The sequence below is a fragment of the Thermomicrobium sp. 4228-Ro genome (assembly GCF_026241205.1).
Lineage (GTDB): Bacteria > Chloroflexota > Chloroflexia > Thermomicrobiales > Thermomicrobiaceae > Thermomicrobium.
The window spans coordinates 741,391-767,456 of the sequence record NZ_JAPFQM010000006.1; the positions used below are offsets into that span (position 1 = coordinate 741,391).

Consider the following 26,066-nt stretch of genomic DNA (forward strand, 5'->3'; position numbering starts at 1 on the left):
GAGAGGAGCGGCGAGGCGATGCTCGGGAGTTACCATAACCATCCTGGTTACTGCGACGGGTCGGGAAGCGTCGAGGACTATATCGTTGCAGCGCGGCAGGCGGGACTCGCTGCGGTCGGGTTTTCGTCGCACGCACCGGTGCCGTTTCCGTGCGACTGGACGATGACGGTCGAGCGTTTCCAACAGTACCTGACGGACGTGCGGGCAGCTCAGGAACGGTGGCGGGGGCGTTTCCCGATCTGGCTCGGGGTCGAACTCGACTATCTGGATCCGCTGCTCGTACCGGGAGGGATGGCCTTCCAGCGGGAGGTCGTGCTCGGCACGGGACTCGATTACGCCGTCGTGAGCCTCCATTTCGTCGGGCGCGACGGGAAGGGACACCCGTGGGCGGTCGACGAGTCGGCCGAGTCCTTCGCCCGGCAAGTCGAGGAGGTGTACGGTGGCGACGTGCGACGACTGGTCGAAGACTACTACCGGCTCCTCCGGCAGCTCGTCCACTGGGCGAGCACGCTCGGCCTACCGGCCGTGATCGGGCATCTCGACAAAGTGAAGCAGTGGAACCTTGGCGGGCGGTACTTCTCCGAGTCGGCAGCGTGGTACCGGCAGGCGGTGGAGCGCGTGCTGGCGGCGATCCGCGAAACAGGCTTGCCGATCGAACTCAACACCGCTGGACTGCGGCGGGCGATCGCGGCGCCGTATCCCAGCGAGTGGGTGCTCCATCGCTGCCGGGAACTCGCCATTCCCGTCACGATCGGTGCGGACGCGCACCGGCCGGAGGACGTGACAGCGGGTTTTGCAGAAGCGCAGGAGATTCTCGCTGCGGTCGGGTACCGGGAGGTATCGCTGCTCAGCGAAGCGGGCTGGCAACCGGTTCCCTTACCGACTCACACCTGAGCGAACGGCAGGTGTGGCGCGCGCGGCACGCTCCTGCTATGCTTTCGCTGCAGCGAGGGGGAGGAGCTGGGTGAGTGCATATTCGAAGCACATTGAAGAGTTTCTGCACTTGCTGGAGACCTCGCCGGAGTTCCGGGCGGCGGTACGGGCTCTCTTGCTCTCGGAGGAACTCCTGCAGTTACCCGATGTCGTCCGATCGCTGGTGGTGGGGCAGGAACGGTTGACTGCCCATCTGGCAGCGTTCCAAGAGGCGATGGAGCGTGCTCTAGCTGGACTAGCTGCGCGGATCGACGAACTGGCGGGGCGAGTCGAAGCGCAGATCGAAGCGCTGACGCAGCGCATGGACCGGGTCGAGGCGCAGATCGAGGCGCTGACGCAGCGCATGGAGCGGGTGGAGGCGCAGATCGAGGCGTTGACGCAGCGGGTCGACGACCTGACGGTGCGGATGGAGCGTGTCGAAGCCCAGATCGAGGCGCTGACGCGGAAGCCCAGATCGAGGCGCTGACGCAACGGATGGAGCGCGTCGAGGCGCAGATCGAGGCGTTGACCCAACGGATGGAGCGGGTGGAAGCGCAGATCGAAGCGTTGACGCAGCGGGTCGACGACCTCACAGTGCGGATGGGTCGGGTCGAGCGTGACCTCGGACGGCTCAAGGGCCTGGTTCTCCCGCTCCTCGTCGAGCGGCGGTTCGGTGGACTCTTCCGCAAGGTCGTCCGGCGCCCGCGTGTGCTGACGAACGAAGACCTGACCCGGTTGGTCGAAGATGCGGTGGATGCCGGGCTCCTCAGCGAGGAGGAAGCGGAACAGCTGTTGCTCGCCGACCTGGTGATCGAGGGACGCGAGGCGAACGGGCGGGAGCGTCTGGTCTACCTGGTCTGCGAGATTTCCTGGGGGGTCGGCCCGTCCGACGTCCAGCGAGCCCGCGAGCGGGCGGCGATACTCGAGCGCATCGGGCGGCGCCCCGCCCGCGCGGTCGTGCTCGGAACCTGGCTTACCCGCGAAGGCGAGGAACTCCTCGCTGATGCTGCCTTCGTGCCGATCCCTGAATCGTTCTTCGACTGAATGTGTCCCCGCGTGTCCGATGGATACCGCGCAGGGTCTTCTCGACCCTGCACGCAAGGCCGGTATTCGGTCTCCCAGGTGCCCGCTGGGTTCGACGAGGGCGCGGTGTCCCACCCTGCGTGCGTCTCGGCCTCGCCTGAGGGTTGACATCTCTCTCTGATATTTTGGACGTACGACGCGCCGTGACCGGTAGAGCGTCTCTGGAATTCGAGAGGGGGTTCCGATGCGCAGCCTCTGGCGACGCCGTACGGCTTTGCTCGTCTTCGCGCTCTCCCTCGCGGTGGTGCCGACGCCGGTCGCGGCAGCGAAGCCGGTCACGACTTGAACGCGCGAGCGAGCGGAACGGATCGTGGCTGCGCTGGCGCAGGCTGGCGATCCGGCCGGAGCGTTCCAGCAGCTGTCTCCTGAAGAGCAGCAGCTCGTTCGTGACTACCTCTCAGCGGAGCGCACGACTATCACTATCGGACGCCCCGCTGCCATTTCGAGCCCTCGGAACCACTTCGTCTCGACAACGGGAATTTGCTGGGAAGCGGGTGTCCTTCTTGTAGGACGTAATGCATTCGGTGTCGCATTGTGGGAATATCACGTCGTGCTTTGGCGGTGCTCGAATGGCTCTACAATAACAGGTTATGGTGGCCGGAGCAGAGGTAGTGTCCTTATGCCGTTTTGGTAATTCGTTGGCGATATCGCACAGAATACCGCCGATGGTAATGGCTATAACTTCGTCCGTCATTTCCGGCAAGGGCATTTCGCATTGTGCCTGACCTCGCAGCTCGGCTGCGTCAGTCACTCCTACCCATGGGCTGAACTGACTGGTTATGCCGACGGAAGGTATTCGGCCAGGGGGCGATCGTATCGATCCCCGCTAGCGGTGCGATCGGGGAGGTGAGCCGTGCAGAACGGAGAGCGGGCACACTCGCTCGGGACGATGCGTCGGTTCGTGTTCTGGATTGTTACCCTCAGTGGGGCAATCGTTCTCGCCTGTGTTGTCCTGTTCGTGGCGTTCTACCTCTGGTTCGGTGTTGCCCGGATCGAGGGCAGCACGATTTCGACCGAGTCCGTAACGGTCGTCTCGATCACGCCACAGCCGTGAGTGCCGACCGGGCAAACCGGATTGCTAGCGCGGCTCGCTCGGGGAGCGTGCGGACGGCTGCACCACGCCCGACGCGCACGCGATACGTCCACCTGGCCATGCAGGCGCGTCAATGCGCTGTGTGTCCCCGTTTCCCGGCAATCGGGGAGATGCGCCGCCCCGATCCCAGCCACTGCCTGCTGGAAACGCTGGGTAGCGCGGGTTCCTGCCATGCGACTGCCACCGGGCCCTGCGCTCGGGTTCGCTCCCGACCAGGCTGCAGTGGCCGCTCGGGAGGCGGTCGCTGGGAGCATGCGCGAAGCGATCGGACCGGGTGACAAGCGACCCGATCGCTTCGCTCCCCCTCAGCTCGCCGAGGCTTCCTGGAGCGCTGCTCGGACGCGTTCCGGCGTGATCGGAAGCTCGGTCATGCGCACGCCGATCGCGTCGGCGATGGCATTGGCGACCGCAGCGGCGGTCGGTATCACCGGCGGTTCACCGACTCCCTTCGCGCCGAAAGGACCGACCGGCGAGGGCACCTCGACCAGCTCGACGGCGATCGCCGGAAGGTGGCTCGCCTTCGGGAGGTCGTAGTCGAGGAACGTCGGGTTGAGCGGTCGGCCGTTCTCGTCCCAGCGCATCGCCTCGTGGAGCGCCCAGCCGACCCCTTGACCGACGCCACCGTGCACCTGCTCTTCCACCAGTGCCGGGTTGAGCGCCCGCCCCACGTCCTGGATCGCGACGAGGTCGAGGAGGTGCACTTCGCCCGTCTCGGGGTCGACGCGCACGTGCGCGATCTGCAGGTCGAAACCGGGCGACTGCTGGGTCACGGCCACCCGGCCCGTGCCGTAGACCGGCGCGTACCGACCGCCGAACGCCATGCTGAGCGCGGCAATGTGCTGGAGCGTGATACGGCGATCGGGCACGCCACGTACCTGAACCGCCCCGTCGACCAGTTCGAGGTCTTCCGGTGCTGCTTCGAGCTCGCTGGCGGCGATCTCCAGGAGCTGCCGTTTCGCTTCCTCGGCCGCTGCCTTGACGGCGAGTCCGACCGTGTAGGTGATCTTGCTCCCGCCGCTCATCCCCGCGTACGGGGCGGCATCGCTCGGGAGGAGCGCGATGCGGACGCGCTCGACCGGTTGCTCGAGCACCTCAGCGGCGATCATCGCGAGGACGGTATGCGTACCGGTGATGTCGACAGCGCCGAGCGTCACGGTGAAGGTACCGTCGTGGTTGAGGCGGACGTTCGCTGCGCAGGGTTCGATGCCACCCGGCCAGCCGCCGATGGCGAGTCCCCAGCCTTCGTTCGGGCGCTTCTCCCGTGCGCGCCAGAGGGGATGTTCTCGCGCGCGCTCGAGGACCTCGACGAGTCCGATCGGTGGCCAGGGGACGCCGTTCGGCTGGAGATCACCGGTCCGGGACGCGTTCCGGAGGCGCACCTCGAGCGGGTCCAGACCGATCCCCCGAGCCAGCTCGTCGACCAGTTGTTCGACGGCGAAGGTCGCTTGCGGAACTCCCGGAGCCCGGTAGGCCCCGGTGCCCGGCTTGTTGGTCAGGACCTCGTATCCGACGAGATCGAGGTGCTCCCAGCGATAGGTGCCCCCTAGGAGCAGCAGCGCGATATTCACCGGGGCGCCGGGGTAGGCGCCGGAATCGAAGATGACGCGTGCCGAAAGTGTCGTCAGCGTTCCATCGCGGCGGATCCCGCCGCGCAACTCGAAGATCGCCGCCGGTGCGGGTGTGGCGAGCAGGAACTCTTCCGTGCGCGTGAGGACGAGCTTGACCGGTCGGCCGAGCCGGAGCGCGACCGCTGCGACGAGCGGTTCCAGCAAGACCGTCTTCCCGCCGAAGCCACCGCCGACTTCCATGGGGACGACCGTGACCAGCTCGTGCGGGAGGCCCAAGGTCGTGGCCGTCACGTTGCGGCAGTAGAACATGCCTTGTGTGCTCGTGTAGATCGTGACACCGCCGTCGGGACGCGGCACGGCGACCGAGGCATGCGGTTCGAGATACGACTGGTGGACGAACGGCGTGCGGTAGGTGCGTTCGATCACGAGGTCCGCGCTGGCGAAGCCCTGTGCCACGTCGCCGCGCTGGAAGCGCACGGCGTTCGTGACGTTGGCCGGCAGTCGGCGGATATCCAGCTCCTCGCCGCCGGACACGGTCGCGTGCATCCCTGCTTCTGCCCATTCGCCCTCGAGTTCCTTCGGGCGGATAGCCGGTGCGTCGGGACGCATCGCCTCGAGCGGGTCGACGACAGTCGGTAGCTCCTCGTACTCCACCGCGACGAGCTCGGCCGCATCGGCTGCGGTATAGGGCGAGTCGGCGACCACGACCGCGACCGGCTGACCGGCGAAGATGACCTTGTCGCGGGCCAGGAGGTGCCGGGCTCGTTCAGCTGGCTCCGGTCCTGGTGGCAGGAGATCCTGGCCGGTCAGGACCGCGACGACTCCCGGCAAGTGGCTGGCAGCACGGGTGTCGATGCGGACGATACGAGCGTGCGCGTGTGGACTCGTGACGAGCCGGGCGTGGAGGAGCCCCGGTATGCGCAGGTCGTCGGTATACCGTGCTTCGCCGCGCACCTTCGGTTCAGCATCGCGTCGCTTGAGCGGTTTGCCGAGCAGTGTCGTCGTCATCGCTCGAGCTCTCCCTTCCCCCTCGGTCGTGCCGTGCTGAACCAGTCTACGACGCCGTCTCTTCGTCGAGAAGTTGTCCGGAGCGGCTGGAGCGGGCCGTGGCCACCGCTGGCGCTCGAGCTGCCCGACCCGGCCGCGACCGTGCAGTCTACCGTGGCAGGTGCCGGGCCGGTAGGATGTTCTTGCACGAGGTTCGTACCCTCCTACCGAGACGCGGCAGTTCCTGTTCGGCTCGACCGTCTAGCGGAGGGAAGGGTGAGTCAGCCGATGAGCGGAGGGAAGGTCACGGTTCTGTGCCCGAATCTCGGCCTGGATCGGATCGGGTCGCTGGGGGCGCTGGAACCGGGTACGGTCATGCGCTTCCGCTCGGCTTTCGTCTCGGCAGGCGGGAAGGGGTTGAACCTCGCCCGGGCGGCTGCGGCGCTGGGTGCCGAGGCGAGCGTGGTCGGCTTCCTCGGTGGCTGGATCGGGCGGCTCGTGGCTGAACTCGCCGACCGCGAGCGTCTCGCGGTGCACCCCTACTGGTTCCAGGCGGAGACCAGGGTCAACACGATCGTCCTCGAGGACAGTGGCCGGGTGACGGTGTTCAATGAGGAAGGCCCCCGGCTCGACGCGAGTCTGGCGTCGGAGTTGCTCGAGTTGCTCGCTCGGAAGCTCGGGGACAGTGCGCTGGTGGTGGCGATCGGCTCGCTCCCACCTGGCCTCCCAGTCGCCCTGTATGTCGAGTGTGTCGCGCTGGCCCGTTCTCGCCAGCTCCCGGTCATCGTCGATGCCGCACGGGAAGCGCTGGTGGCAGTGCTCGCTGCCGAACCGGACATCCTGACGCCCAACGTCTTCGAAGCCGAGGGCGCACTCGGACAGGCGAGCGCCGAGCTCGTCACCGACGATCCAGTGGAACTCCGCGAACGAGCGCTGGCAGCAGCGCGAGCGCTCGCCCGGGCGACGCGACAGGCGGCGATCGTCAAAGCCGGGGCAGCGGGTGCAGCGGTCGCGACGAAGGAGCGATTGTGGTTCGTGCCCGCGCCGAGTGCGGTGACCGTGCGCAACCCGATCGGTGCCGGCGATGCGTTCGTCGCTGGCCTCGCGACCGGACTCCTGCGCGGTTGGCCGATCGAGCGCGCTGTGCGGCTGGCCGTGGCGGCCGGTTCCGCCAGCGTGGAGACGTTGCAACCGGGAGCCGTCGAGCGCGGACGGGTGGAGGAACTCGCTGGCGCAGTCGCTCCCGTCGTCATCGAGTAGCAGCACAACTGTCCGGTCGCTGCGGCTTGCTAGTCCTCGCTCACAGAAGGAGCATTCGGCCTGCGGTTGGGAGGCTCCGGTCTTCCTCGTTGGGCGCCGAGCCACCTCGATCGGCGCGTGGCGCTTGCCGGAAGATATGTTCCCGCGAGTGCTCTCTCGTAGATCCCGACACAAGCTCTCGAGAGCCAGGCATGATCCGGCAAGGGCATGGGAACGGCACCGAACCTGCTGTACGCGATCTGGGTCCCGATTCGTGTATCGTCTCGGAGGGAGGTCGCGGCAGTCGGAAAGCGATCGTAAGACAGTTTGTGCTGCCTCGTGCCCGTGGGGTGATCCAACAGTGCGTGCTGTGCCGTGCGCAGGACGTTCTGCGAGCGCACGTTCCTTCGAACTTCGCCCCACTGTTCGCCGCGTCGCGCGCCGCTCATGGACGCCAGCTGATCGATGACGTGCACCCTGGCCGCGTGCCGTCTCGTTCCGCCATCGAAGCGGAAAGGCACGATTTTGCGCACTGTGCCTTCGAGGTCTTGACATCTCTCTCTGCTAATCTCACGTTAGGAAGGACACCCTCGTGAAAACGGAGGGATGAGGATGGTGCGAAGGGTTGCCTGCGCAATACTGGTAGCGCTCGTGACCGTCATCGCAGCGGCAGGCTCGGCGCTTACCGCGTACCAGCAGCTCTTTTACGAGTGGTCAGCGGTTGGTGTACAACCGGGCGGTGCAATCTGGTACTACTCCGGAAACTCTCTCGGCCGTACGGACTGGAACCCGTTGCGCGGCGTGAACGCGCTCACACGGCACCAAAGTCCGGTCTACGTTCGAAATCCGACTGGGGACATCCGGAGTCCCGGTACAACGCTGTATTTCATTCATAGGGGACAGGTGCGGAAGACGGTGCCCTCGTACGCTTGGTCGATGGTCGGCTGTGGGGCGATCGCACCGGGTGGGGCTGTCTTCGGCGGCTGTACAGTCGACCCACAATACCTCGGTGGCTTCGCGAGTACGGTGCGAGCGGAGGATCGTGGGACGTGGGCGTTCCTGCTCTGCGATGCCGCGGGCTGTTACGGCGGTGTCGGGCGGGATCGCACCTGGACGCTCTGGTCGGAGGTGACGCGTGAAGAACCGTCTCGTCCTCGCTGGTGCTCTCGGTGTCGCAACGCTCGTCGTGGCCCTGCTCCTGCTACGTCAAACCGCACTTCTCGCGTCGATTCCCGGACTGGCCCAGGTGGAGTCAGCGGCGGAGGCGCGCCGGGACGGGGAAGAAACGCCCGTCCTGCGCGTCGCGGGTCGGCCGGTGACGGTGGCCGACCTCGCCGAGATGGAGCGCTGGACTGTGGCGAACCTCGACTGGATGCGGGATGCGCTCACCAACACGACCGATGAGGGGCAACGTGCACTGCTCGAGCGGCACATCGCGCTCATCGAAGCGTACGGTGCCCCGACGGTCGCGCTCGCGGCGCTCATCCGCGACCGCGCCCTGGAAGCAGCGGCGGAGCGGGAGGGTCTCTGGCCGGACGAAGCCACAGTCCGCGCGCGGGTGGAACGTGATCGCGCGCTGGCAGCGACGAGCGTCGACGCTCGGCTCGCTGCATACATCCGCACGTTCGGTGAGCAGGCGTACTGGAACGAGTTGTACCCGCGCGTGGTGGCGCGAGAAATCGCACTGGAACAGTTGTACGAGGCGCGCACCGGACACCTGTCGGATCTCCAGCAGCGTCAGGCGCTGTGGCTCGAGACGGAGCGCTCGATCGTTCGGGAAGCGGAGATCGAGGTGATCGAGCGCGAGCGGTTACCTGCTTCGGTGGACAAGGCGCTCCGGTACCTCGACGCGTACTGGGAGCTCACCGGGCAATCGCTCTCGTAGGCGAGCGCGGCGCTCCAGCAGCGGCGTCCAGCGCAGTGGGGGACGCTCGGCTGCGGGAGCGGGTCGTTCGTCGAGAGGGCCGCGGATCACCGGAGTGGTGGACGTTTTCTCGGACCGCTGCTCGGGAACTCAGCGAGCGAATCGGACAGTGATCGGCGAGTGAACCGCTCCGACTCCCTCCGCCCGGCCTTCCCAGCGGTACGATAGCGACGCGGTGCGTGGACGCACGCGTGACCGAGCATGGACGCCCTGCTCTCGTCCCGAGGAGCGTTGCATGCGGTGGGCAGCCGGCTCGGTCGTCGTCCGAGCCTATGCGGAACTCAACGACTTTCTCCCGCCACCGGCGCGCCAGCGTTCCTTCGAGGTCCCGTTGCCGCTCAGCGCGACGGTGCGCGACCTCGTTGCTGGCCTCGGGATTCCCCCGGTCGAGGTCGACCTCGTCCTGGTCGACGACGAACCCGTCGACTGGTCGTACCGGCCGCGTGGTGGCGAGCGGATCGCGATCTACCCGATGTTCGAGTCGATCGATATCGGGCCGATCCAGCGCCTGCGGCCGAAACCGCTCCGCGAGCCGCGCTTCGTCTGCGACGTGCACCTCGGACGCCTCGTGGCCTACCTGCGTATGCTCGGCTTCGATACCTGGTACGAGCGCGTGGCTGACGATGCGACACTCGCGAGCCGGGCGCGTGTCGAGCGGCGGATTCTCCTGACACGTGACCGCGAGCTGCTCAAGCGCCGGATCGTGACGCACGGGTACTGGGTGCGTTCGCTGCAGCCGCGCATGCAGCTCCTCGAGGTCGTCCGGCGCTTCGACCTGCTCGGAAGCATGCAGCCGTTCACACGCTGCCCACGGTGCAATGGCATCCTCGAGCCTGTCGCGCGCGAGGACGTCCGCGCTCGGGTCCCGCCGCGGAGCTGGGCGCGGGCGGAGGAGTTCCGGCAGTGTGCTGATTGCGGGCAGGTCTACTGGTACGGTACCCACTGCGAGCGCGTCGAAGATCTCATCGGCTGGCTGCAGCGGTCGCTGGCTCACGGTGTCGACCGATGATGACGGGGCGACATGGCACGATGCGTTTCGAACGACACGGCTCCGGCACAGGTTCCGACGTGCTCGACCGAGGTGGCCGCCGGATCGAACGTGGCGGATTGACGCGCGGGGTCATCTCGGGCGAGCATTGAGGACGCCGGAGGGCAGTGGAAGCACCGGTGTGCGACGAGGGGACAGCGCACGATGTGCACGACGGAGCGCGAACGGTTCGATACCCTGATCCTCGGCGGGGAACTGGTGGATCCTGGTACGAGGCGCTTCGGTCGCTTCGACATCGGCATCCGAGACGGGGCGATCGCCCGGGTGGCACCCTCGCTGGCGGACTCCATCGCCGAGCAGGTGATCGACGCTCGCGGGCAGCTCGTGACGCCCGGACTCATCGACCTGCACACGCACGTCTACTGGGGTGCGACATACTGGGGTATCGAGCCGGACCCGATCGCGGCCCGTACCGGAGTGACGACCTGGCTCGATGCGGGGAGCGCAGGGGCGTACACCTTCCCAGGCTTGCGGCGCTTCATCATCGAGCGCAGCCAGGTACGGATCTTCGCATTGTTGAACCTTTCTTCGATCGGGCTCGCTGCTCCGACCTGGGAGTTCGCGAACCTCGCGTATTGCGACGTCGATCTGGCTGCCCGGGTCATCGAAGCGAATCGTGACCGGATCCTCGGCGTGAAAGCACGCATCGACGCGAACACGACGCGCGGTGTCGGTATCCGGCCGCTCCAGCTCGCACGAGAGTTCGCTGACCAGCTGCGCGTACCGCTGATGGTCCATATCGGCAACGGGCCACCCACGATCGATGACGTTGCCGAACTCCTTCGCCCGGGCGACATCCTCACGCACTGCTCGACCGGCGGTACCATGCGGATCCTGACACCGGATGGGAACGTCCATCCGGCGATCCGGGCGCTCCGCGAGCGGGGGCTCGTCCTCGATGTCGGCCATGGGACTGGTTCCTTCAGCTTCGCTGTCGCGGAGCGGCTCCTGGCCGAGGGAATCCTTCCGGACACGATTTCGAGCGATATCCACCAGCTGGCCATACAGGGCCCGATGTTCGACCTACCGACGACCCTCTCGAAGTTTCTCGCGCTCGGCCTGACTCTGCCCGAGGTGATCGAACGCGCCACAGTCCGTCCAGCGCAGCTCATCGGTCGTCCCGAGCTGGGCAGTCTGGCCGAGGGGACACCAGCGGACATCGCGCTGTTCCGGCTCGTCGAGGGTGACATTGTCTTTTACGACGTCAGGATGGAAGCGCGGCGGGGCTCGCAGTTGCTCGTGAACACGCTGACGATGGTAAACGGCCGCATCCTGCCACGGACCGAGCCGAGTCCACTCCAGGTGTGGGCGGAACTTCCGGAGCACCAGCGGGGGATTCTGGCGATCGGCCATCCCTACGCGCGATTGGCGCAACGAGTCCGAGGAGGCTGAATGGGCGAGCGCGATGGTGTGTTGAGCAGGGAACAGCTCCTCGCCTTGCTGGCGGGCGACCCACCGCTGGTACGCGACCTGCCAGCCCCCGACGAACAGCTGCAGCCGCATGGGATCGACCTCACTGTTGCCACTGTGGCTCGCTATGCGAGCAAAGGACAGCTCGGTGCGAGTGACGCCGAGCGGCGTCTGCCGGAATTCGAGCCGATCGAGCCGGACAGCGCCGGTTGGTGGGACCTCGCACCGGGTCCGTATCTCGTACGGTTCAGCGAGACCGTCTCGATCCCGGCCGACTGCATGGCCTATGCCCGGCCGCGCTCGAGCTTGCTGCGCTGCGGGGTCGCGCTGCACACGGCAGTGTGGGATGCGGGATACCGCGGTCAAGGCGTGGCACTGCTCGTCGTCTACAATCCGGCTGGATTCCGCTTGCAGCGGCACGCTCGGGTCGCCCAGCTCGTCTTCCACCGGTTGGAACGACCGGTCGCCGAGGGGTATCGTGGGGCGTATCAGGGTGAGCGTGGATAGACTCACCCGCGTTCGGGCGACCGTTCCGAGGGGGTAGACGATGCCGAGAGAGCGGGCGGCACTGTTCCTGGTGACCCGGTTGCCGACCGATCCGAAAGAGGCGAAGAAGCGGCCCGCTCCTGAAGTCGAGCTCGCTGAGCAGGAGGCTCGACTTCGTGCGTTCGCTGCGCGCGAAGACTACGAGGTCGCGAAGGTCTTCAGTGAGATCTTGCCGGAGTTTCCTGAGCGACGACCGGGGCTCAAAGCGCTCCGAACCGCGATGTGGTTGCGCGAGATCGATGTCATTGTCGCAGCCTCGCCGGACTGCCTGTATCGCGATCCGGAGCGACTGAAGAGCTTTCTGATCGAGGCCCGGACGCTCGGCCAGCGGGTCGAGTTCCTCGAGGTGCCGCCGCTGTACGCTTGGATCGTGAAGGAGTACGGCTGGCCGCTCGAGCGGCGGTAGCGAGCGAGGAAGACGATGCTGCGATTGATCATCGATGCGCTCCGTTTCGATCCGCGCGCCTACCGAGCAGTCCGGAACGATCCAGTGGCTACCGTGCCGGTCCTGCTCTTCGTCGCGCTCTGCGTGCTGGCGGCGGGTGTCGTGGCGCTGCCGTCCGGCGGCTTGCCAGCCTTCGGCGTCACGGCTGCCTCAGCGTTCGTTTCCTGGACGGTCTTCGTCCTGGCGGCGTACGTCTTCGGCACTAAGGCGTTGCCCGGGGCGGAGACGCAGGCGACGCTCGGCCAGTTGGCCCGCACCCTCGGTCTCGCGCTCGCACCGACGCTCCTCCTGGTTTTCGGTGTCGTGCCAGCTCTCCAAGTCGTGGTGGTTCCGCTGGCGCTCGTGTGGACAGTCTTCACGACGCTCATGGCGTTGCGCGAGACGCTCGGAGTCGGGACGCTCCGGGCGCTTCTGGTCGCCGTGCTCTCCTACGGCGCAGCCGCGATCGTCGGGAGCTTCTTGACGCCGCCCGGCGCAGCCGGCTGAATGCCAGGGAGCAGCTGGCGCAGTCGTCCGTTCGGATGTTCGCGAGGGAGGGAAGGGAACATGAGCGGGACAATGGGTGGTGCGGGGACGCAAGAACTCCGGGTCTCGACCGATCGCTTGCGCCGTCGGCTGGACCCGGCGACCCTCCCGTTCCAGACGACGGCCGAGGTGGATCCGATCGCAGGCACAGTCGGGCAGCCGCGGGCACTGGAGGCGCTCGAGTTCGGGCTGGAAATCAGCTCCTACGGATACAACGTCTATGTAGCTGGTCGGCCTGGTTCAGGCCGGGAGAGTACGGTACTCCGTCTCGTCGAGCAGCTCGCTGCGACGAAGCCGACGCCGCCAGACTGGATCTACGTCCACAACTTCCAGGATCCGGAGCGACCGCTCGCGATCTCGTTACCGGCCGGGCGCGGTGCGCAGCTCGCGCGCGACATGGACGAATTTCTGCGAGCAGCCCAACAGGCGATCCCGCGGGCGTTCGAGAGCGAAGAGTACGACCGGAGACGCCGCGCCATCATCGACCGGCTCAACCAGGAGCGCGAGCGGCTGTGGGAAGGCGTTCAGCAGTTCGCCCAGCAGCTCGGCTTCGCAGTCGAATTGACACCTGCTGGCGTGATCAGCGTACCGGTCGTCCAGGGCCGGCCCCTTGCACCGGAGGAGTACGAGCGTTTGCCGGAGCCGGTACGCGAGGAGCTGGAACGCCGCAACCAGCGGATCCAGGATCGTGTGGCCGATGCGCTCCGCGAAGTGCGGCGACTGGAGCGCGAGACGGCCGAGCGTTTGCGGCAGCTCGACCGTGAGGTGGCGCTCTTCGCGGTGGGTGGTTTGTTCGACGAACTCCGGGAACGATACCAAGACGTCCCACAAGTGCTGGCGTTCCTCGATCAGGTTCGCGAGGACATTCCCGAGCACCTGCACGACTTCTTCCCGCCGCAAGTACCCGGCGTACCGACTCCGATCGCCCAGCTGCAGGCGCTGCAACAGCAAGAGCATCTCGCCCGCTATCGCATCAACGTCTTGGTCGACAATAGTCAGACGCAAGGCGCGCCGGTGATTTTCGAGCGCAACCCTTGGTATTACAACCTCGTCGGACGTATCGACTACCGGGCGACGTTCGGCGCGATGGTCACTGATTTCAGCCAGATTCGGGCGGGAGCCTTACACCGGGCGAACGGTGGCTTCCTTGTCGTGCATGCTGTCGAGCTGCTCCAGAACCCGTTCGCCTGGGACGCACTCAAGCGAGCGCTCATCACGCGGCAGGTCGTGATCGAGAACGTCGGCCAGCAGTACGCGGTGTTGCCGACTGCCACCTTGCGCCCCGATCCGATTCCCCTGGACGTCAAAGTCGTGCTCATCGGCTCACCCTTGCTCTACTACCTCTTGTCCGCATACGATGACGACTTTCGCGAGCTCTTCCGCGTGCGAGCTGATTTCGCACCAGACATGGATTGGGACGACCAGCACGTCATGGGCTATGCCGCGTTCATCAGTCGCGTCGTCCGCGAGCAGGGGTTGCGGCATTTCGACCGCAGCGCTGTCGCGCGGGTCATCGAGTTCGGTGCGCGGCAGGTCGAGCACCAGCGGAAACTCTCCTCGCAGCTGCTCGAGATCGGGAACCTGGTCGCCGAGGCGAGCTATTGGGCAGGAAAGGCCGGGCGCGACATCGTGACGGCTGAGGATGTCGAGACCGCGATCCAGAAGAAGCGGTACCGGTCCGACCTCATCGCCGAACGGATCCGCGAGCTGATCGCTGAGGGGACGCTCAAGATCGAGACGCGGGGTGCGCGGGTAGGCGTAATCAACGGACTGGCGGTCGTCGATCTGGGCGATTTTGCCTTCGGCAAACCGTCGCGCGTCACGGCGCGTATTGCGCTCGGTCGCGGGAATCTCATCAGCATCGAACGCGAGATCGCGCTCTCCGGGCCGATCCACTCCAAGGGGTTCTTGATCCTCTCCAACTACCTCGCTGGCGCCTATGCTCAAGATTTCCCGCTGGCGATCAGCGCCTCGATCACCTTCGAGCAGGCCTACGAGGAGATCGAGGGGGACTCGGCTTCCTCGACTGAACTCTACGCCTTGCTCTCGGCGCTCTCTGGCTTACCGATCAAGCAAGGCATCGCGGTGACCGGTTCGGTGAACCAGTACGGCGAAGTCCAGGCGATCGGAGGGGTCAACGAGAAGATCGAGGGGTTCTTCGCAGTCTGCAAGGCGCAAGGACTGACCGGTGAACAGGGAGTCATCATCCCCACGGCGAATGTCCAGCACCTCATGTTGGACGAGGAAGTGATCCAAGCCGTCGCCGAGGGGAAGTTCCACATTTGGGCCGTCGACACGGTCGACCAGGGGATCGAAATCCTGACCGGTGTACCGGCCGGTGAGCGTCAGCCCGATGGGACGTACCCGGAGGGGACAGTCCATCGCCGGGTGATGGATCGGCTGCGCGAGTATGCCGAGCGGATGCGCGACTTCGGGCGCCGTGACGAGCGTGGGGAACGTGACGAGTCGCGCGCTGAGGAAACGGCAGCCGATCCGGAACCAGCCGAGAACGGCGGTGGGGAGGATGGCTCGCCGAGCAGCTGACCGCTCACCGTGAGGGGTGGCGGCCGAAGCGCTCGCGTAACTGTTCGATCAAGAGTTCGATACCGCGTGTGCGCTCTTCCGGTCGCGCTGGCGGGATACCGAGCCAGCGGAGACAGAGGGCGACGAGTGCAGTCAGGATAGCCGCGCTGATCAGTGCGAGAGCGAGCAGCGTGAGCGTCTCCATAACGGAACTCTGGCGAGCGGGACGACTGGTCGCCGGTCAACGCGTGGTCGCCGGCGTGTGTCTGTGTCCAGACGATCGGACAAGCGTCTGCCGCGTCGACTGTGCTGGCGAGAGGTACGGCGACGCACATCCAGCCGGTCGACTACGGGCGCAGGCTGATCGCCACACGAGTATGCTCGGAAAGCCTGGTCGGCCGCTTGGCCGGCCGAGACTTCTGGTAGTCGGACTGCAGGGAGGCCGTGGCCATCGACTGGACGCATCCTGGAACGTGGCTCTTCGTGCTCGCGTTCATCCTCTTGCCCACTGCGGTACTGGTCTGGGCAGGATGGACGCTCATAACCGAGCAGCGGACGAAAGGGCACTGTCCAGAACCGAGCGAGGATCAGTCGGCAGACGACCCACCGAGCCCGAAGGCGTCGTGAATCGCGGGGACAGCGCGGGCCACCTCGTCTTCGCGGATGACGAACGAGATGTTGAGCTCGCTCGATCCCTGGGCGATCGCGACGATGTTGATCCGGTGCTGGCCGAGCGTACCGAAGACGCGGCCGGCGACGCCCGGCGTACCGCGCATTCCGGCGCCGACGACGGCGACGATCGCCATCCCAGGCTCTTCCCAGATACGCGCGATGCGTCCCTTGAGGAGGTCGAGCTCGAACTCGCGCTCGAGCGCGCGCAGCACCTTGCTCGCATCGGTGCGTCGGACGACGAAGCCGAGACTGTGCTGCGAGGAGGCTTGGAAGACCATATAGACATTGACGCCGGTGCGCCCGACCGTTTCGAAGACACGTGCAGTGACGTCGGCGACTCCGAGGAAGCCTGAGCCCTCGACGGTGATCACGCTGACACCAGGAATCGCGGTGATCGCCTTGACGACCGAGCCGTTCGCGCTCGTTTCCGGCCCGATCCGCGTTCCGGGGTGCTCGGGGTTGAACGTGTTCTTGATCCAGATCGGGATGCCGCGTTCGGCGGCTGGCTGCATCGTCCGTGGGTGGATGACCTTGGCGCCGAAGTAGGCCAGTTCGGTCGCTTCCGCGAAGGAGATCGCGGGAAGCGTGCGGGCACTCGGGACGAGCCGTGGGTCAGCCGTCAGCACGCCGTCGACGTCTGTCCAGATCCAGACCTCTTCGGCGTCGAGCGCATGCGCCAGGATGGAGGCCGAGAAGTCGGATCCACCGCGGCCGAGCGTCGTGACAGCGCCCTTGTGGGTCGCACCGAAGAATCCTGTCACGACGGGAAGCTTCCCCGACTCGAGGAGCGGCACCAAGACTGCCTCGGCTCGGGCACGGGTTTCGTCGAGAAGTGGATTTGCGTTGCCGAAGTGATCGTCGGTCACGATCACTCGGTCGCTCTCGACCGGGACGGCTGGGATACCGCGCTCCTCGAGGACGGCTGCCACGACGACGGCACTCATCCGCTCGCCGAAGGAGACGATCCAATCGAGCGCGCGTGGCGAGAGGTCACGCAACACGTGGACGGACTCGACGAGCCGGGCACAGCGGGCAGCGAGTTCGGCGAGGCGAGCGATCGTCGCCTCCTGGCGCGCAGGAGTGGCGATCAGTTCGGTCGTCACCGCCTCGTGCCGCTCGAGCAGTTCGCGCTGGAGTGTTCCGGCTGCGTGCTCGTCGCCCTCAGCCGCGGCCTGGGCGGCCGCGATCAGCTGGTTGGTGACACCGCTCATCGCCGAAACGACGGCAACGAGGCGTCCGTCGCCACGGTAGGCGTCGGCGATGATCCGCGCCGTGCGATCGATCGCTGCGGCATTGCCGACCGAGGTTCCGCCGAACTTCATCACCCGCATCGTCGCTGTCCTCCACCTCCGGCGCCACGGCGCTCACGCGCTCTGTACTTCCCGAATGGGCAAGGATAGCGTGGAGAGCTGCGAACTGCGAACACACCACGGTGACGCCCATGTCGGGACCAGTGATCGTGCGCCACCTGAAGGGTGCATGCCCAGATGCTACTATTGCGCCGTCGAGCAGCTGGCCGAATAGGAGAAGCGCGACGCCTTATGGCCCGAATGCAGCAAGGATCCCGCACCGACGACGAACTCGTGCAGCGTTTCCGCGCGGGGGACAGTCAGGCCTTCGCGACCCTCTACGAGCGCTACGTCGACCGGATCTACGATTTTGTCGTGCGTCTCATCGGTGACCGCGACGCCGCGGCCGATATCACCCAGGAGACGTTCCTCAAAGCGATGCAAGCGCTGCGGGCGCGCCGGTTCAGCGGCTCGCTGCGAGCCTGGCTCTTCACCATCGCCCGCAACGCAGCGATCGACTACCAGCGCCGTCAACGGACGACTGCCTTCTCGCACCTTCCCACACCGGAAGGAGAGGAGTGGGAGCCGGAGATTCCCGCGAGCGGCCCGGAGGCCGAGCCGGAAGAAACGACTCGACGGCGCGAACTGGCCGAGCTGGTCTGGCAAGCTGCGCGGGGTCTGCCACCGAACGACTACGCCGTCCTCGAGCTGGCGCTGCGACACGACCTCACACCAGCCGAGGTCGCGCAGGTCGTCGGTGTGCGGCGCGGTGCGATCAATACGCGCCTCAGTCGCGTGCGTGACGCGCTGGAGGAAAGCTTCACGGTGTTGTTGTTGGCGCGCCGGAGTCGCCAGAACTGCCCCGAGCTGGCGCGGCTGCTCGAAGGGACGTCGCTCCCGGAGGGACTCACACCGGAACTGCGGCGGGCGGTCGCCCGGCATGTCGAGCACTGCGAGACCTGCCAGCGTGCTCGCCGGGCGATCAGTGCTGCCGATCTCCTGCCTGCTTTGGCTCCTGTCCTGCCGACTGGAGAGATGCGCGAGGCGATCCGCCAGGCGATCGAGCAGGGGCTTGCTGCCCCGACTGCTGCGCCCGTCGGCGTGGTACGGTTGCGCGACTGGATCCGTCATTCGTCGTGGGCGAAAGCGGCACTTGCCGCCGTCGGGGGGCTGGTTGTCGTGACGGTGGTTGGCTGGGGGTATCTCACCTGGGGGACCGCTCCGGTCGCGGTGCAGACGGTCGGCTGCCCACCGCTCGCACTCCGGCTCGACCCGCCGGCTGCCGTGGCTGGACGACTCCTCGGGGTACCGTCGGTGCTCGAGCCCGGGCGACCGGCGACGTTCCGGTTACCGGCTGGAACGTTGCGGGCGACCGTCGGGAAAGGGGAAGCGACCTTGCAGGTGGCTGGCCTCGGCGTCCACCTCCGTATCCTCGCTGACCTGGCGGATGTCACGTGGGACGGGAGGAAGCTCCTCGGTCAGGGCACGGTCACCGTCGCACTCGACCGGGGTTCTCCCTCGGCCGTCACACTCGTCTGCCGGCCGACCGCGTAACTGCTGGACCCCTTCGCTCGTTGTATAGGTGACCAGGTCGGGTTCCTGCTGCGCTGGAGACCGATCAGGAAAGGGGGAAGAACCAGCATCCGGTCGATGGTCTAGTAGCCCGTGACGACGCACTGGGTGACTGTGCGCCGGCACGAGCGGGAAGGAGGAGAGAGATGTCCCGTGCCTTCCGGTGGTTGGTCGTGTCCGCCGTCGCTGGCGCACTCGCACTCGCTGCGTGTGGTGGTGCGTCGCCACCGACGCGCGCTCCCTCGACGCCGAGCGTGCTGACGCCCGGCGGGTCGGGCTCTACCGCGACACAAGGATCGCCGACGGCGACGCCGGGATCGGCTCCAGCGACCACTCCGCTCGTCCCGACCGTCGTCGCCTCCGGTTCGAGTGCGCCGCCCAGTCTGCCCACCACGGTCAGCGTCAGCTCGGTGACTGTCACCACCGTTCCCACGGCGACACCGACGCCGACGGCTGCTCCGACTGCCACGGCTGCTCCCACCGCGACACCGACCGCTGCTCCCACGGCGACGCCGACGGCAGTGCCGACCGCGACGCCGGGTGACGATACGCCCCCGACCACGACGGCGGGATGTGACCTCGCGGTCGGTATCGGTCTCCTCGAGACGATTCCGGGAAAGTACCAGGTGACGGCCGGAGTGAGCAGCGTCGGTGGTGCGAACTGCCCGCCACCGGTGACGCTCAACCTCAGCGTCACGCCCAGTGGCGCGCTGACACTGGGAAGTCTGGCAGTGGCCTATGAGTACAACGGCTCGGCGGGCTGGAGTTGCAGCGGGACGACCTGTACCGCCTCCGCTGCGGTGCCGGGCAACCCGCCTGGCACCATGTACCAGGTCGGTTTCCAGACGATGGCGACGCTCGCCTCCGGTTCCGCGCAGCTGTGTGCGACCGTGACGAGTAGCGCCGATACGAACGCGGCGAACGATACCTGGTGCGAGGCGCTGCCATGAGGTGTGGACCACTCCGTCGCGGACGGCAGCAGTACTCGCGATCGTCCTGCCGCGGCGCGCGGGGGCGTACGGGCGCGCTCGAGAACGCGCGAAGGAGAACGGGTGTGGGCCGCCGGATCCGAGAGCGAGCGGGAGCCCGATCTCGCTCCGGAAAGCGCGTCGCTGGAGGATGAGGTCTCGCGTCTCGATCCGTGGGCGGCCCGGATCGTCGGTGCCGCACGGAAGCGGGGATCGTCGTTGGCTGTCGCTCACTCGTTGGTCGCGAGGATGCGTGCAGAGCGGGATCGTGAAGAGAGGTTGAGCAGTGCGGAAATCATTCGAAGAACGCTCGATCGTCCTGGTTGTGATCCTCGCGTTCATCCTCGCCGCATGCGGGGGGATACTCGGCGCTACTCCCACGCCGACCGTTCCCGTGGTCGGAACCGTACCGGCGTGCCCGCCTGGTTCCGCCCCGCAGTCGATGACCGTGGGGCCGGGACCGCTCCAGCCACGGGCGCAGCTGCTCAACGCCCTGGGGAATCCGGCGCACTATACACAGTTGCCGACAGCACCGGCGGTTCCACAGAAGCGCGTCCTGCACACGTTCACGAACATTCCCAACGCGGGATCGGTGACCGCGGCATGGATCACTGTCGTCGCGCGTCCACTCGCAACGGTATGGGCGGGTGACGACGGAATCAGGGTGCATGACTGGCAGTATCCGGGTGCGCTTTTCTACCCACAGCAGTTCAGCACGTCGTTGGTGGGGACCTGGACAGCGACGACCGTGCCCAATTTCGTGCAAGTCTCGATGGTTCTGCCGGTATCTGTGGTCAATCAGATCAAGGCGCAGGCAGCGCTGGACGTCGAAGTGCACGACAGCACCGAGGTCAAGAGCCTCACCCTGACCGTCTGCCTTCCCCAACCGACACCAACCCCAACCAAAACACTCGGTGTGGCGACGGTTCAGGTCGGCCCGCCGCCGCTCGACCTGGAGCCGACGCCGACTGCGACGCCGGTCAAGAAGCCGACTGTCGCCGTGGGATTGACCGTCGTGCCGCTGCCGACGCCGACCCCGACACCGAAGAAAAGCAGCGGTGGCGCAGTCGTGACACCGGGCCTCCCACCTACTCCTTCGCCGACCGCGCCGTTGCCCACACCGACCCCAACGGCACCACCGAAACCGACACCGACGTCCGTGCCGACCGCGACGCCGACGTCCGTGCCGACCGCAACGCTGACGCCGACGCCTGTGCCGACCCCGACACCACAGCCCACGGCGACGCCGACGCCAGTCGCGGCGTGCGACATGGTCGTCGACAAGGTCATGCAGCCGACGGCTCAGCCGAACGTCTTCACTGTCGTCGTCACCGTCTCCAATGCGGGCAGCGGCCCCTGCCCAGCTGGGGTGCAAGCGATCGAGTATCCCGACCCGACGATCTCCTTGAGCGGCCCGCCGGTGATCAGTCAGAGTGGCGGCAGCGTGGCGTGGAGCTGTAGTGGAACCAGCTGCACGGCAGCGAGCGCAGTGCCGGCCGGGTACGTCGCGAGCTTCTCCTTCACGGCGACGGTGAATCAAAAGCCGGCCCAGAACTGTGTCCGGGTCATCGTTCCACAAAACGTCGATGTCAACATGTCCAATAATTTCATCTGCGCCGTCGTCCAGTAGTCGCGTCACGGAGCGAGCCGTGCGGGGGGCGTCGACCGGCCCTCCCCACGGATTCTCTCGACGAAGTACGATCGTGCAGCAGCGAGAGTCGGTGCACGAGCCCTGAGTTCGGAGGCTCGATCGTGCGAGCGAACGGGTGGACGACGAAGCGAGCGAGCGGCATCGTTCTGCTCCTACTCGCCGCTTGGTTCTCCGCTGCATGCCAGGGTGCGCTGGTCCCGCTGGTCACACCGGCCCCGACAGCCGAAGAGCGTCCGACTCCTGTCGGCTCGGCCACGGTTCCCATCGCCGTGGTGTCGCCGACGCGGACTGCCTCACGACCGTCTCCGACCGTAGGTGTATCGCCCACAGCGAGCGCCTCGACACCGACCGTCCTGACGTCCCCGACTCCACAGGTGGGCCAACCGGCGCTGACCTCCGCCGCGACCAGCCCGTCGGTACCCGTGCCTCGACCGACCGTGTCTCCGTCACCGACTCCTCCCGGGGAAACACCGACTCCAGCTGGCGAGTGCGATCTCGCCCTCGACAAATCGGTTGCGCCGGTCGCTGGGACGACGTCGTTCCTCGTGACAGTGACCGTGCAACACCGTGGAAGCGGACCCTGTTCTGCGGGCGCGCTGGTGAACGATCCGTTGCCGGCTGGATTCGTCGCTTCAGCGGTCCGCGTCGTGGAAGCCGGCGGTCAGGGTAACTGGGAGTGCAGCGGCACCAGGTGTCGCGCCGGCACACCGTTACGTCCTGGCTATACAGCGACGTTCACGTTCACGGTCAGCGGTGAAGCTGGAAGTGCGGCCGAGAACTGCGCCGTCGTCTCCGTCACCGGCGACGGCCATCCCGAGAATGACAGCCGCTGCGTGACACTCGGGCCGATCCCGACGCCGATCCCGACCCCGACGCCGGTGAGCTGCCTCTTCGGGCTGGAGAAGGCGATGGAGGCCGGACAGCCAGGAGCGGCTGGGCAGGTACCGGTGGCAACGGTGGTGATTCGCCTGCAAAACACTGGCCCGGAGCAGTGTCGGGCGAGCTGGAGCGAGTTCGTGCTGACCGACGAGCTGCCGCCTGGCATGATCGTGCAGGGCGTGCGCCAGGTGAGTGGCGCCGGGTGGAGCTGCATGACGAGCGAGCGGGTGGTCGAGTGTACTGGGACACCACCGCCACCAGGAGCGCAGGTGGTCGTGACGCTCGAGGTGCTCGTCCAGGAGTCGGCGCGGCGAGCCGTCAATTGTGTCCGGGTCGAGCCGCTCGGCATGCAAGCCTGTGCGACGCTCATGTGAGCGTCGCCCCAGTGGGGAAAGTCGCTGGCCCGTGAGAGCGGGGCGGTGTCGTCCGCGCGCTGGTCGGGCGGGCGACCGGCCTGGCTGTCGGTACCGGCCGTCCTTCGGTGCGCGCGCTCTACCGCGACTTCACCCGCACGACGTCTGCTCGAGCCGGTGCGATCGCGCTCGCGCACGCAGCGCGCGAAGCAGGCACGAGATCCGCTGTCTTCGTGCACGACAGGGAGCAGCGCATCGCCTCGTTCGTTGCTCCTTCGTCCCTCGACGATCGGTGTTGCAGAGCGGTCGCCCGTCAGCGGCTATACTTGCACGTTTGGAAGCTCGGAAGGGGGAGCGGTGATGCATCGGATTCGAATCGAATACTGCACATCGTGAGGCTACCGGGGACGAGCCACCCGTGCGGTGGACCTGTTGCTGGACAAGTACGAGCTCCAGATCGGCGAGATCACACTGGTACCGTCCTCCGGTGGACGGTTCGAAGTTTCCGTCGACGACGAGCTGGTCTTCTCCAAGCTGGCCGAGAAGCGCTTCCCAGAGGACGAGGAACTCCTCGAGCTGGTCGGTCGGCGGATCGGCTCCGGGTGAGAAGCGGAGCGGTCGCGCAGCCGCGAGAGGCAGGGGAGAGGAATCGGTCGGGCGGGTGAGAGGTGAACGATGAGCACGACGATGACCCCGCTCGTTATCGTGCGCGTGCACGAACTGGCGCTCAAGGGGCAGAACCGTCCTTTCTTCAAGCGGACGCTGTTCGAGAATCTCCGCTTCGCGCTGCGCGATCTTCCGATCGCTCGGCTGCAGGAGCGAGCACTCCGCTTTCTCGTGCGTCTCGAGGACCCCACGGTCTGGCCGGAGGTGGCCGAGCGGTTGCGCTGGGTGTTCGGTGTCGCGAACTTCTCGCCCGGGGTAGAGACAGCGCTGAGCATCGAGGCGATGCAGCAGGGGTTGGTCGAAGTCCTGGAGCGGCAGGGCGCGCCAGCTGCGAGTTTTCGCATTCGCGTCAAGCGGACCAACAAGAACTTCCCTCTCACCTCTCCGGAGTTGGAGCGGGAACTCGGTCGCTTCGTGCAGAAGCGAACCGGTACTCCGGTCGACCTTTCCGATCCGGACGTCACCTACCAGGTCGAGGTGCTCTACGACCGCGCGCTGGTGAGCGGCCAGTCGATCCCCGGGCCAGGTGGATTGCCGATCGGCGTGAGCGGGCGCGTGGTCGCCTTGCTCTCCGGCGGCTTCGACTCGCCGGTCGCGGCATACCGGCTCATGAAGCGCGGGTGCTTCGTCACCTTCGTACACTTCCACGCCTACCCCTATGTCCGGCCGATCTCGATCGAAAAGGTGGTCGAGCTCGCGCGACATCTCTCCCACTACCAGCCGCCCAAGAATCGCCTGGTCGTCGTGCCGATCGGCGATGCGCAACGCGAGATCGCGCTGGCTGCCGAGCCGTCGCTCCGCGTCGTCCTCTATCGGCGTCTCATGCTGCGCATCGCGACCGCGATCGCGCATGAAGAGGGAGCAGGGGCGATCGTGACGGGCGAGAGCCTGGGGCAGGTCGCGTCGCAGACGCTCGAGAACATGCGGGCGATCGGTGCAGTGACGGACTTGCCGATCCTCCGGCCACTGGTGGGGAACAACAAGGACGAGATCATCGCGGAGGCCGTCCGCATCGGGACCGAGCCGATCTCGCGCGTACCGGACGACGATTGCTGCACGGTCTTCGTGCCGTTGCATCCGGCGACGCGGGTGACGGTCGAGCAGGCTGCGGCAGCGGAACAGGCCTACGACGTCGAGGCGCTCGTGCAGCAATGCCTGGCCCGCCGCACCGTCTACGAGGGTGACCCGTTCCGCTGGGATCCGCTGATGGCGCTCGCTGCGGCGACCGCTTGACGGCGTGCTTCCTGGTAGCGTCGGGCGAGTACTGTCACGCTCATCAGCGCTACCAACGCGCTCAACGCTTCGATCCCGAGCCAATCGACGCGGGTTGCGCTGCTCATGACCTGAAACGTGTCCCAGAGCGTGTGCAGCGCCACAGCCAGGAGGTAAGCGCCGAGCGTGGCGCGCGTGAGCCCGACGTGCCCGTGACGCAGGCGCTCGCGCCAGAGCGTCGCCGTGACGAGGGCCGTCCAGGCTGCATGGCCAGCCGGCGAGAGGAACCCGCGAACCAGGAGGACGAACTCGGCTAGCCCGACGTTCCCACGGGAGGCGATGAGCGCCGTGAAGGCGTATCCGAGTGTTTCCAGCGCCGCGAAGCCCATACCACTCGCGAGACCGAAGAGCAGGCCCGCCATTTCCGAGCGGTAACGCCAGCGGAGGAAGAAGACGAGCGGGACGATCAGCTTCGCGGCCTCTTCGATCAGACCGACGGCCAGGAGCGGGAGGAAGCCGAGTGTCCGATAGGTGTCGTACTCCAGGATACCGGCAATGATGACGCCGAGCGTACCGCCCCAAAGGAAGTTCCAGACGACAGCACTGGGTGGAATTCGATCAGGCAGTGGATGTTCGTAGACCCAGAGGACGAGGACGACCGGTACCAGAAAGGCACCGAGGACGAGCAGGGAAGGGACGAAGTTCGGATTGCCGGTTGCCTGGTACACATTGTTGAGGGCATAGAAGAGAACGATGCCACCGATGAGGACTTGGAACCAACCGCGAGCGAGTGCCGATCGGATCGCTTGCACGGGCTGCTCCTCTTGGTATTCCTGTCCACGAAGTCGTGAGGATTGTAGAACCACATAGAGTTGCTGCGAGAGAATGTCCGCGTCACGACAGCAGTGGCAGAGCTGGGTGATGAGCACGCGAGCGGGACGGTGAGGACTTCCGGCTGGGAGCGACTTGGAGACTGGGTCGTCGCCCGCGGATGCCATACGGAGAGGCATCCACCGCATCTCTTCTTTGTCAGGGGCGAGCAGGAAACCGGTCGAGGCACTCACCGCTTGCGTGAGAGGAGCGTGAGCATGGTGCGCTCGACGTCCGCCGGAAGCTGCAAGGCGAAGCCCTCAGCCGTGAGGAGATGCCCGTTCTCGGTGTGGCCACTCGCGACGGGAACCAGTTCGCCGCCCTCGAGACGCCAGAGCGTGAATCCCGCCTCGATCTTGCCGTGGTAGGGGACGACCTCGAGGACGTAGCTGTCGCCCTGCAAGGTCACGGGCTGGAAGCGGTGTTTCTTGAGCGTCTGCAGCAAGCGCTGGGCGAGTATCGACACGCTATTCCTCCCCAGTGGAGGATACGCAGTCGGTGTGAAAGCGACAAGGGGCTGAAAAGAGCCAGGCTGGTTCGCTCGGGATCGCCGGAAAGGCGCGGCCGAGCGTGCGCGCTCCCGGAGCGCGCAGCGGTCAGCCGCACGATCCGGGAGCGCATGGGGTGGATC

General features: G+C 66.5%; 23 protein-coding genes and 1 pseudogene. 19 read left to right on the top strand and 5 right to left on the bottom strand.

Going from position 1 to position 26,066, the window contains the following annotated elements; translation table 11 throughout:
• The first annotated feature begins 18 nt into the window (after positions 1-18).
• The 4 genes from OO015_RS12855 to OO015_RS12870 all read left to right on the top strand — a co-directional run bounded on the left by OO015_RS12855 (position 19) and on the right by OO015_RS12870 (position 3,049).
• A complete protein-coding gene (locus OO015_RS12855; RefSeq protein ID WP_265941784.1) occupies positions 19-894 on the top strand; it encodes a histidinol-phosphatase in 876 nt (291 codons plus the stop codon).
• A gap of 70 nt (positions 895-964) precedes the next feature.
• Entirely contained in the window at positions 965-1,399 is a 435-nt protein-coding gene (locus OO015_RS12860; protein ID WP_265941786.1) for a hypothetical protein, read from the top strand.
• 8 nt (positions 1,400-1,407) lie between these two features.
• Complete coding sequence (locus OO015_RS12865) at positions 1,408-1,956, top strand: hypothetical protein (RefSeq protein WP_265941788.1); 549 nt, start codon at positions 1,408-1,410, stop codon at positions 1,954-1,956.
• An 892-nt stretch (positions 1,957-2,848) separates the two neighbouring features.
• Positions 2,849-3,049 (top strand): hypothetical protein, encoded by a 201-nt coding sequence (locus OO015_RS12870; RefSeq protein WP_265941790.1) that lies wholly within the window; start codon positions 2,849-2,851, stop codon positions 3,047-3,049.
• A gap of 344 nt (positions 3,050-3,393) precedes the next feature.
• Here OO015_RS12870 and OO015_RS12875 read toward each other — a convergent pair whose 3' ends face one another.
• Positions 3,394-5,664, bottom strand: coding sequence for a xanthine dehydrogenase family protein molybdopterin-binding subunit (locus OO015_RS12875; protein ID WP_265941792.1), 2,271 nt, complete (start codon positions 5,662-5,664; stop codon positions 3,394-3,396).
• Positions 5,665-5,931: 267 nt separating this feature from the next.
• On the opposite strand from OO015_RS12875, the gene OO015_RS12880 reads away from it, so the two are divergent.
• The 9 genes from OO015_RS12880 (at position 5,932) to OO015_RS12920 (ending at position 15,324) form a co-directional block, all read left to right on the top strand.
• The gene (locus OO015_RS12880; RefSeq protein ID WP_265941794.1) at positions 5,932-6,903 is read left to right on the top strand and encodes a 1-phosphofructokinase family hexose kinase; all 972 of its coding nucleotides are present in this window, start codon (positions 5,932-5,934) and stop codon (positions 6,901-6,903) included.
• A gap of 1,114 nt (positions 6,904-8,017) precedes the next feature.
• Positions 8,018-8,767, top strand: coding sequence for a hypothetical protein (locus OO015_RS12885; protein WP_265941796.1), 750 nt, complete (start codon positions 8,018-8,020; stop codon positions 8,765-8,767).
• Between the two features lie 274 nt (positions 8,768-9,041).
• The gene (locus tag OO015_RS12890; RefSeq protein ID WP_265941798.1) at positions 9,042-9,815 is read left to right on the top strand and encodes a Mut7-C RNAse domain-containing protein; all 774 of its coding nucleotides are present in this window, start codon (positions 9,042-9,044) and stop codon (positions 9,813-9,815) included.
• Complete coding sequence (locus OO015_RS12895) at positions 9,812-9,946, top strand: hypothetical protein (RefSeq protein WP_265941800.1); 135 nt, start codon at positions 9,812-9,814, stop codon at positions 9,944-9,946. The genes OO015_RS12890 and OO015_RS12895 overlap by 4 nt, the downstream gene beginning before the upstream one ends.
• 52 nt (positions 9,947-9,998) lie before the next feature.
• Entirely contained in the window at positions 9,999-11,246 is a 1,248-nt protein-coding gene (locus OO015_RS12900; protein WP_265941802.1) for an amidohydrolase/deacetylase family metallohydrolase, read from the top strand.
• Complete coding sequence (locus tag OO015_RS12905; protein WP_265941804.1) at positions 11,247-11,771, top strand: deoxyuridine 5'-triphosphate nucleotidohydrolase; 525 nt, start codon at positions 11,247-11,249, stop codon at positions 11,769-11,771.
• A gap of 40 nt (positions 11,772-11,811) precedes the next feature.
• Entirely contained in the window at positions 11,812-12,216 is a 405-nt protein-coding gene (locus tag OO015_RS12910) for a recombinase family protein (RefSeq protein ID WP_265941806.1), read from the top strand.
• 15 nt (positions 12,217-12,231) lie between these two features.
• Positions 12,232-12,741 carry a YIP1 family protein gene (locus OO015_RS12915; RefSeq protein WP_265941808.1) on the top strand — a complete coding sequence of 170 codons (510 nt, stop codon included), beginning with the start codon at positions 12,232-12,234 and terminating at the stop codon, positions 12,739-12,741.
• Positions 12,742-12,801: 60 nt separating this feature from the next.
• Positions 12,802-15,324 (top strand): Lon protease family protein, encoded by a 2,523-nt coding sequence (locus OO015_RS12920; protein WP_265941810.1) that lies wholly within the window; start codon positions 12,802-12,804, stop codon positions 15,322-15,324.
• A gap of 4 nt (positions 15,325-15,328) precedes the next feature.
• Here the strand turns inward: OO015_RS12920 and OO015_RS12925 are convergent, their stop codons facing one another.
• Both OO015_RS12925 and OO015_RS12930 read right to left on the bottom strand, forming a co-directional pair.
• Positions 15,329-15,508, bottom strand: coding sequence for a hypothetical protein (locus OO015_RS12925; RefSeq protein WP_265941812.1), 180 nt, complete (start codon positions 15,506-15,508; stop codon positions 15,329-15,331).
• Positions 15,509-15,890: 382 nt separating this feature from the next.
• Positions 15,891-17,306, bottom strand: coding sequence for an aspartate kinase (locus tag OO015_RS12930; RefSeq protein ID WP_265941814.1), 1,416 nt, complete (start codon positions 17,304-17,306; stop codon positions 15,891-15,893).
• Between the two features lie 210 nt (positions 17,307-17,516).
• Here OO015_RS12930 and OO015_RS12935 point away from each other — a divergent pair, with 210 nt between their 5' ends.
• The 6 genes and pseudogenes from OO015_RS12935 (at position 17,517) to thiI (ending at position 24,586) form a co-directional block, all read left to right on the top strand.
• Positions 17,517-18,818 (top strand): RNA polymerase sigma factor, encoded by a 1,302-nt coding sequence (locus OO015_RS12935; protein ID WP_265941816.1) that lies wholly within the window; start codon positions 17,517-17,519, stop codon positions 18,816-18,818.
• A gap of 164 nt (positions 18,819-18,982) precedes the next feature.
• A complete protein-coding gene (locus OO015_RS12940) occupies positions 18,983-19,786 on the top strand; it encodes a hypothetical protein (protein ID WP_265941818.1) in 804 nt (267 codons plus the stop codon).
• Between the two features lie 304 nt (positions 19,787-20,090).
• Positions 20,091-21,434 carry an autotransporter gene (locus OO015_RS12945; protein WP_265941820.1) on the top strand — a complete coding sequence of 448 codons (1,344 nt, stop codon included), beginning with the start codon at positions 20,091-20,093 and terminating at the stop codon, positions 21,432-21,434.
• 122 nt (positions 21,435-21,556) lie between these two features.
• Positions 21,557-22,708, top strand: coding sequence for a hypothetical protein (locus OO015_RS12950; RefSeq protein ID WP_265941822.1), 1,152 nt, complete (start codon positions 21,557-21,559; stop codon positions 22,706-22,708).
• A gap of 387 nt (positions 22,709-23,095) precedes the next feature.
• A pseudogene (locus OO015_RS12955) lies at positions 23,096-23,293 on the top strand (Rdx family protein); the annotation flags it as partial.
• 69 nt (positions 23,294-23,362) lie between these two features.
• Positions 23,363-24,586: a tRNA uracil 4-sulfurtransferase ThiI gene (thiI, locus tag OO015_RS12960; protein ID WP_265941824.1), complete on the top strand. Its 1,224-nt coding sequence runs from the start codon at positions 23,363-23,365 to the stop codon at positions 24,584-24,586.
• On the opposite strand, the gene OO015_RS12965 is transcribed toward thiI, so the two are convergent.
• Both OO015_RS12965 and OO015_RS12970 read right to left on the bottom strand, forming a co-directional pair.
• The gene (locus OO015_RS12965) at positions 24,526-25,377 is read right to left on the bottom strand and encodes a PrsW family intramembrane metalloprotease (protein WP_265941826.1); all 852 of its coding nucleotides are present in this window, start codon (positions 25,375-25,377) and stop codon (positions 24,526-24,528) included. The two genes, thiI and OO015_RS12965, sit on opposite strands and share 61 nt — an antisense overlap.
• Positions 25,378-25,625: 248 nt before the next feature.
• Positions 25,626-25,901, bottom strand: a complete 276-nt coding sequence (locus OO015_RS12970) for a hypothetical protein (protein WP_265941829.1) — start codon at positions 25,899-25,901, stop codon at positions 25,626-25,628.
• Between the last annotated feature and the right edge of the window lie 165 nt (positions 25,902-26,066).

Bases quoted from the DNA above. Each gene is read 5' to 3' on its own strand.
- OO015_RS12875 (WP_265941792.1), bottom strand. From the start codon at position 5,664: ATGACGACGACACTGCTCGGCAAACCGCTCAAGCGACGCGATGCTGAA.
- thiI (WP_265941824.1), top strand. From the start codon at position 23,363: ATGAGCACGACGATGACCCCGCTCGTTATCGTGCGCGTGCACGAACTG.
- OO015_RS12940 (WP_265941818.1), top strand. From the start codon at position 18,983: ATGTCCCGTGCCTTCCGGTGGTTGGTCGTGTCCGCCGTCGCTGGCGCA.
- OO015_RS12920 (WP_265941810.1), top strand. From the start codon at position 12,802: ATGAGCGGGACAATGGGTGGTGCGGGGACGCAAGAACTCCGGGTCTCG.
- OO015_RS12910 (WP_265941806.1), top strand. From the start codon at position 11,812: ATGCCGAGAGAGCGGGCGGCACTGTTCCTGGTGACCCGGTTGCCGACC.
- OO015_RS12855 (WP_265941784.1), top strand. From the start codon at position 19: ATGCTCGGGAGTTACCATAACCATCCTGGTTACTGCGACGGGTCGGGA.
- OO015_RS12930 (WP_265941814.1), bottom strand. From the start codon at position 17,306: ATGCGGGTGATGAAGTTCGGCGGAACCTCGGTCGGCAATGCCGCAGCG.
- OO015_RS12915 (WP_265941808.1), top strand. From the start codon at position 12,232: ATGCTGCGATTGATCATCGATGCGCTCCGTTTCGATCCGCGCGCCTAC.
- OO015_RS12890 (WP_265941798.1), top strand. From the start codon at position 9,042: ATGCGGTGGGCAGCCGGCTCGGTCGTCGTCCGAGCCTATGCGGAACTC.
- OO015_RS12935 (WP_265941816.1), top strand. From the start codon at position 17,517: ATGGCCCGAATGCAGCAAGGATCCCGCACCGACGACGAACTCGTGCAG.
- OO015_RS12865 (WP_265941788.1), top strand. From the start codon at position 1,408: ATGGAGCGCGTCGAGGCGCAGATCGAGGCGTTGACCCAACGGATGGAG.
- OO015_RS12880 (WP_265941794.1), top strand. From the start codon at position 5,932: ATGAGCGGAGGGAAGGTCACGGTTCTGTGCCCGAATCTCGGCCTGGAT.
- OO015_RS12900 (WP_265941802.1), top strand. From the start codon at position 9,999: ATGTGCACGACGGAGCGCGAACGGTTCGATACCCTGATCCTCGGCGGG.
- OO015_RS12905 (WP_265941804.1), top strand. From the start codon at position 11,247: ATGGGCGAGCGCGATGGTGTGTTGAGCAGGGAACAGCTCCTCGCCTTG.
- OO015_RS12925 (WP_265941812.1), bottom strand. From the start codon at position 15,508: ATGGAGACGCTCACGCTGCTCGCTCTCGCACTGATCAGCGCGGCTATC.
- OO015_RS12895 (WP_265941800.1), top strand. From the start codon at position 9,812: ATGATGACGGGGCGACATGGCACGATGCGTTTCGAACGACACGGCTCC.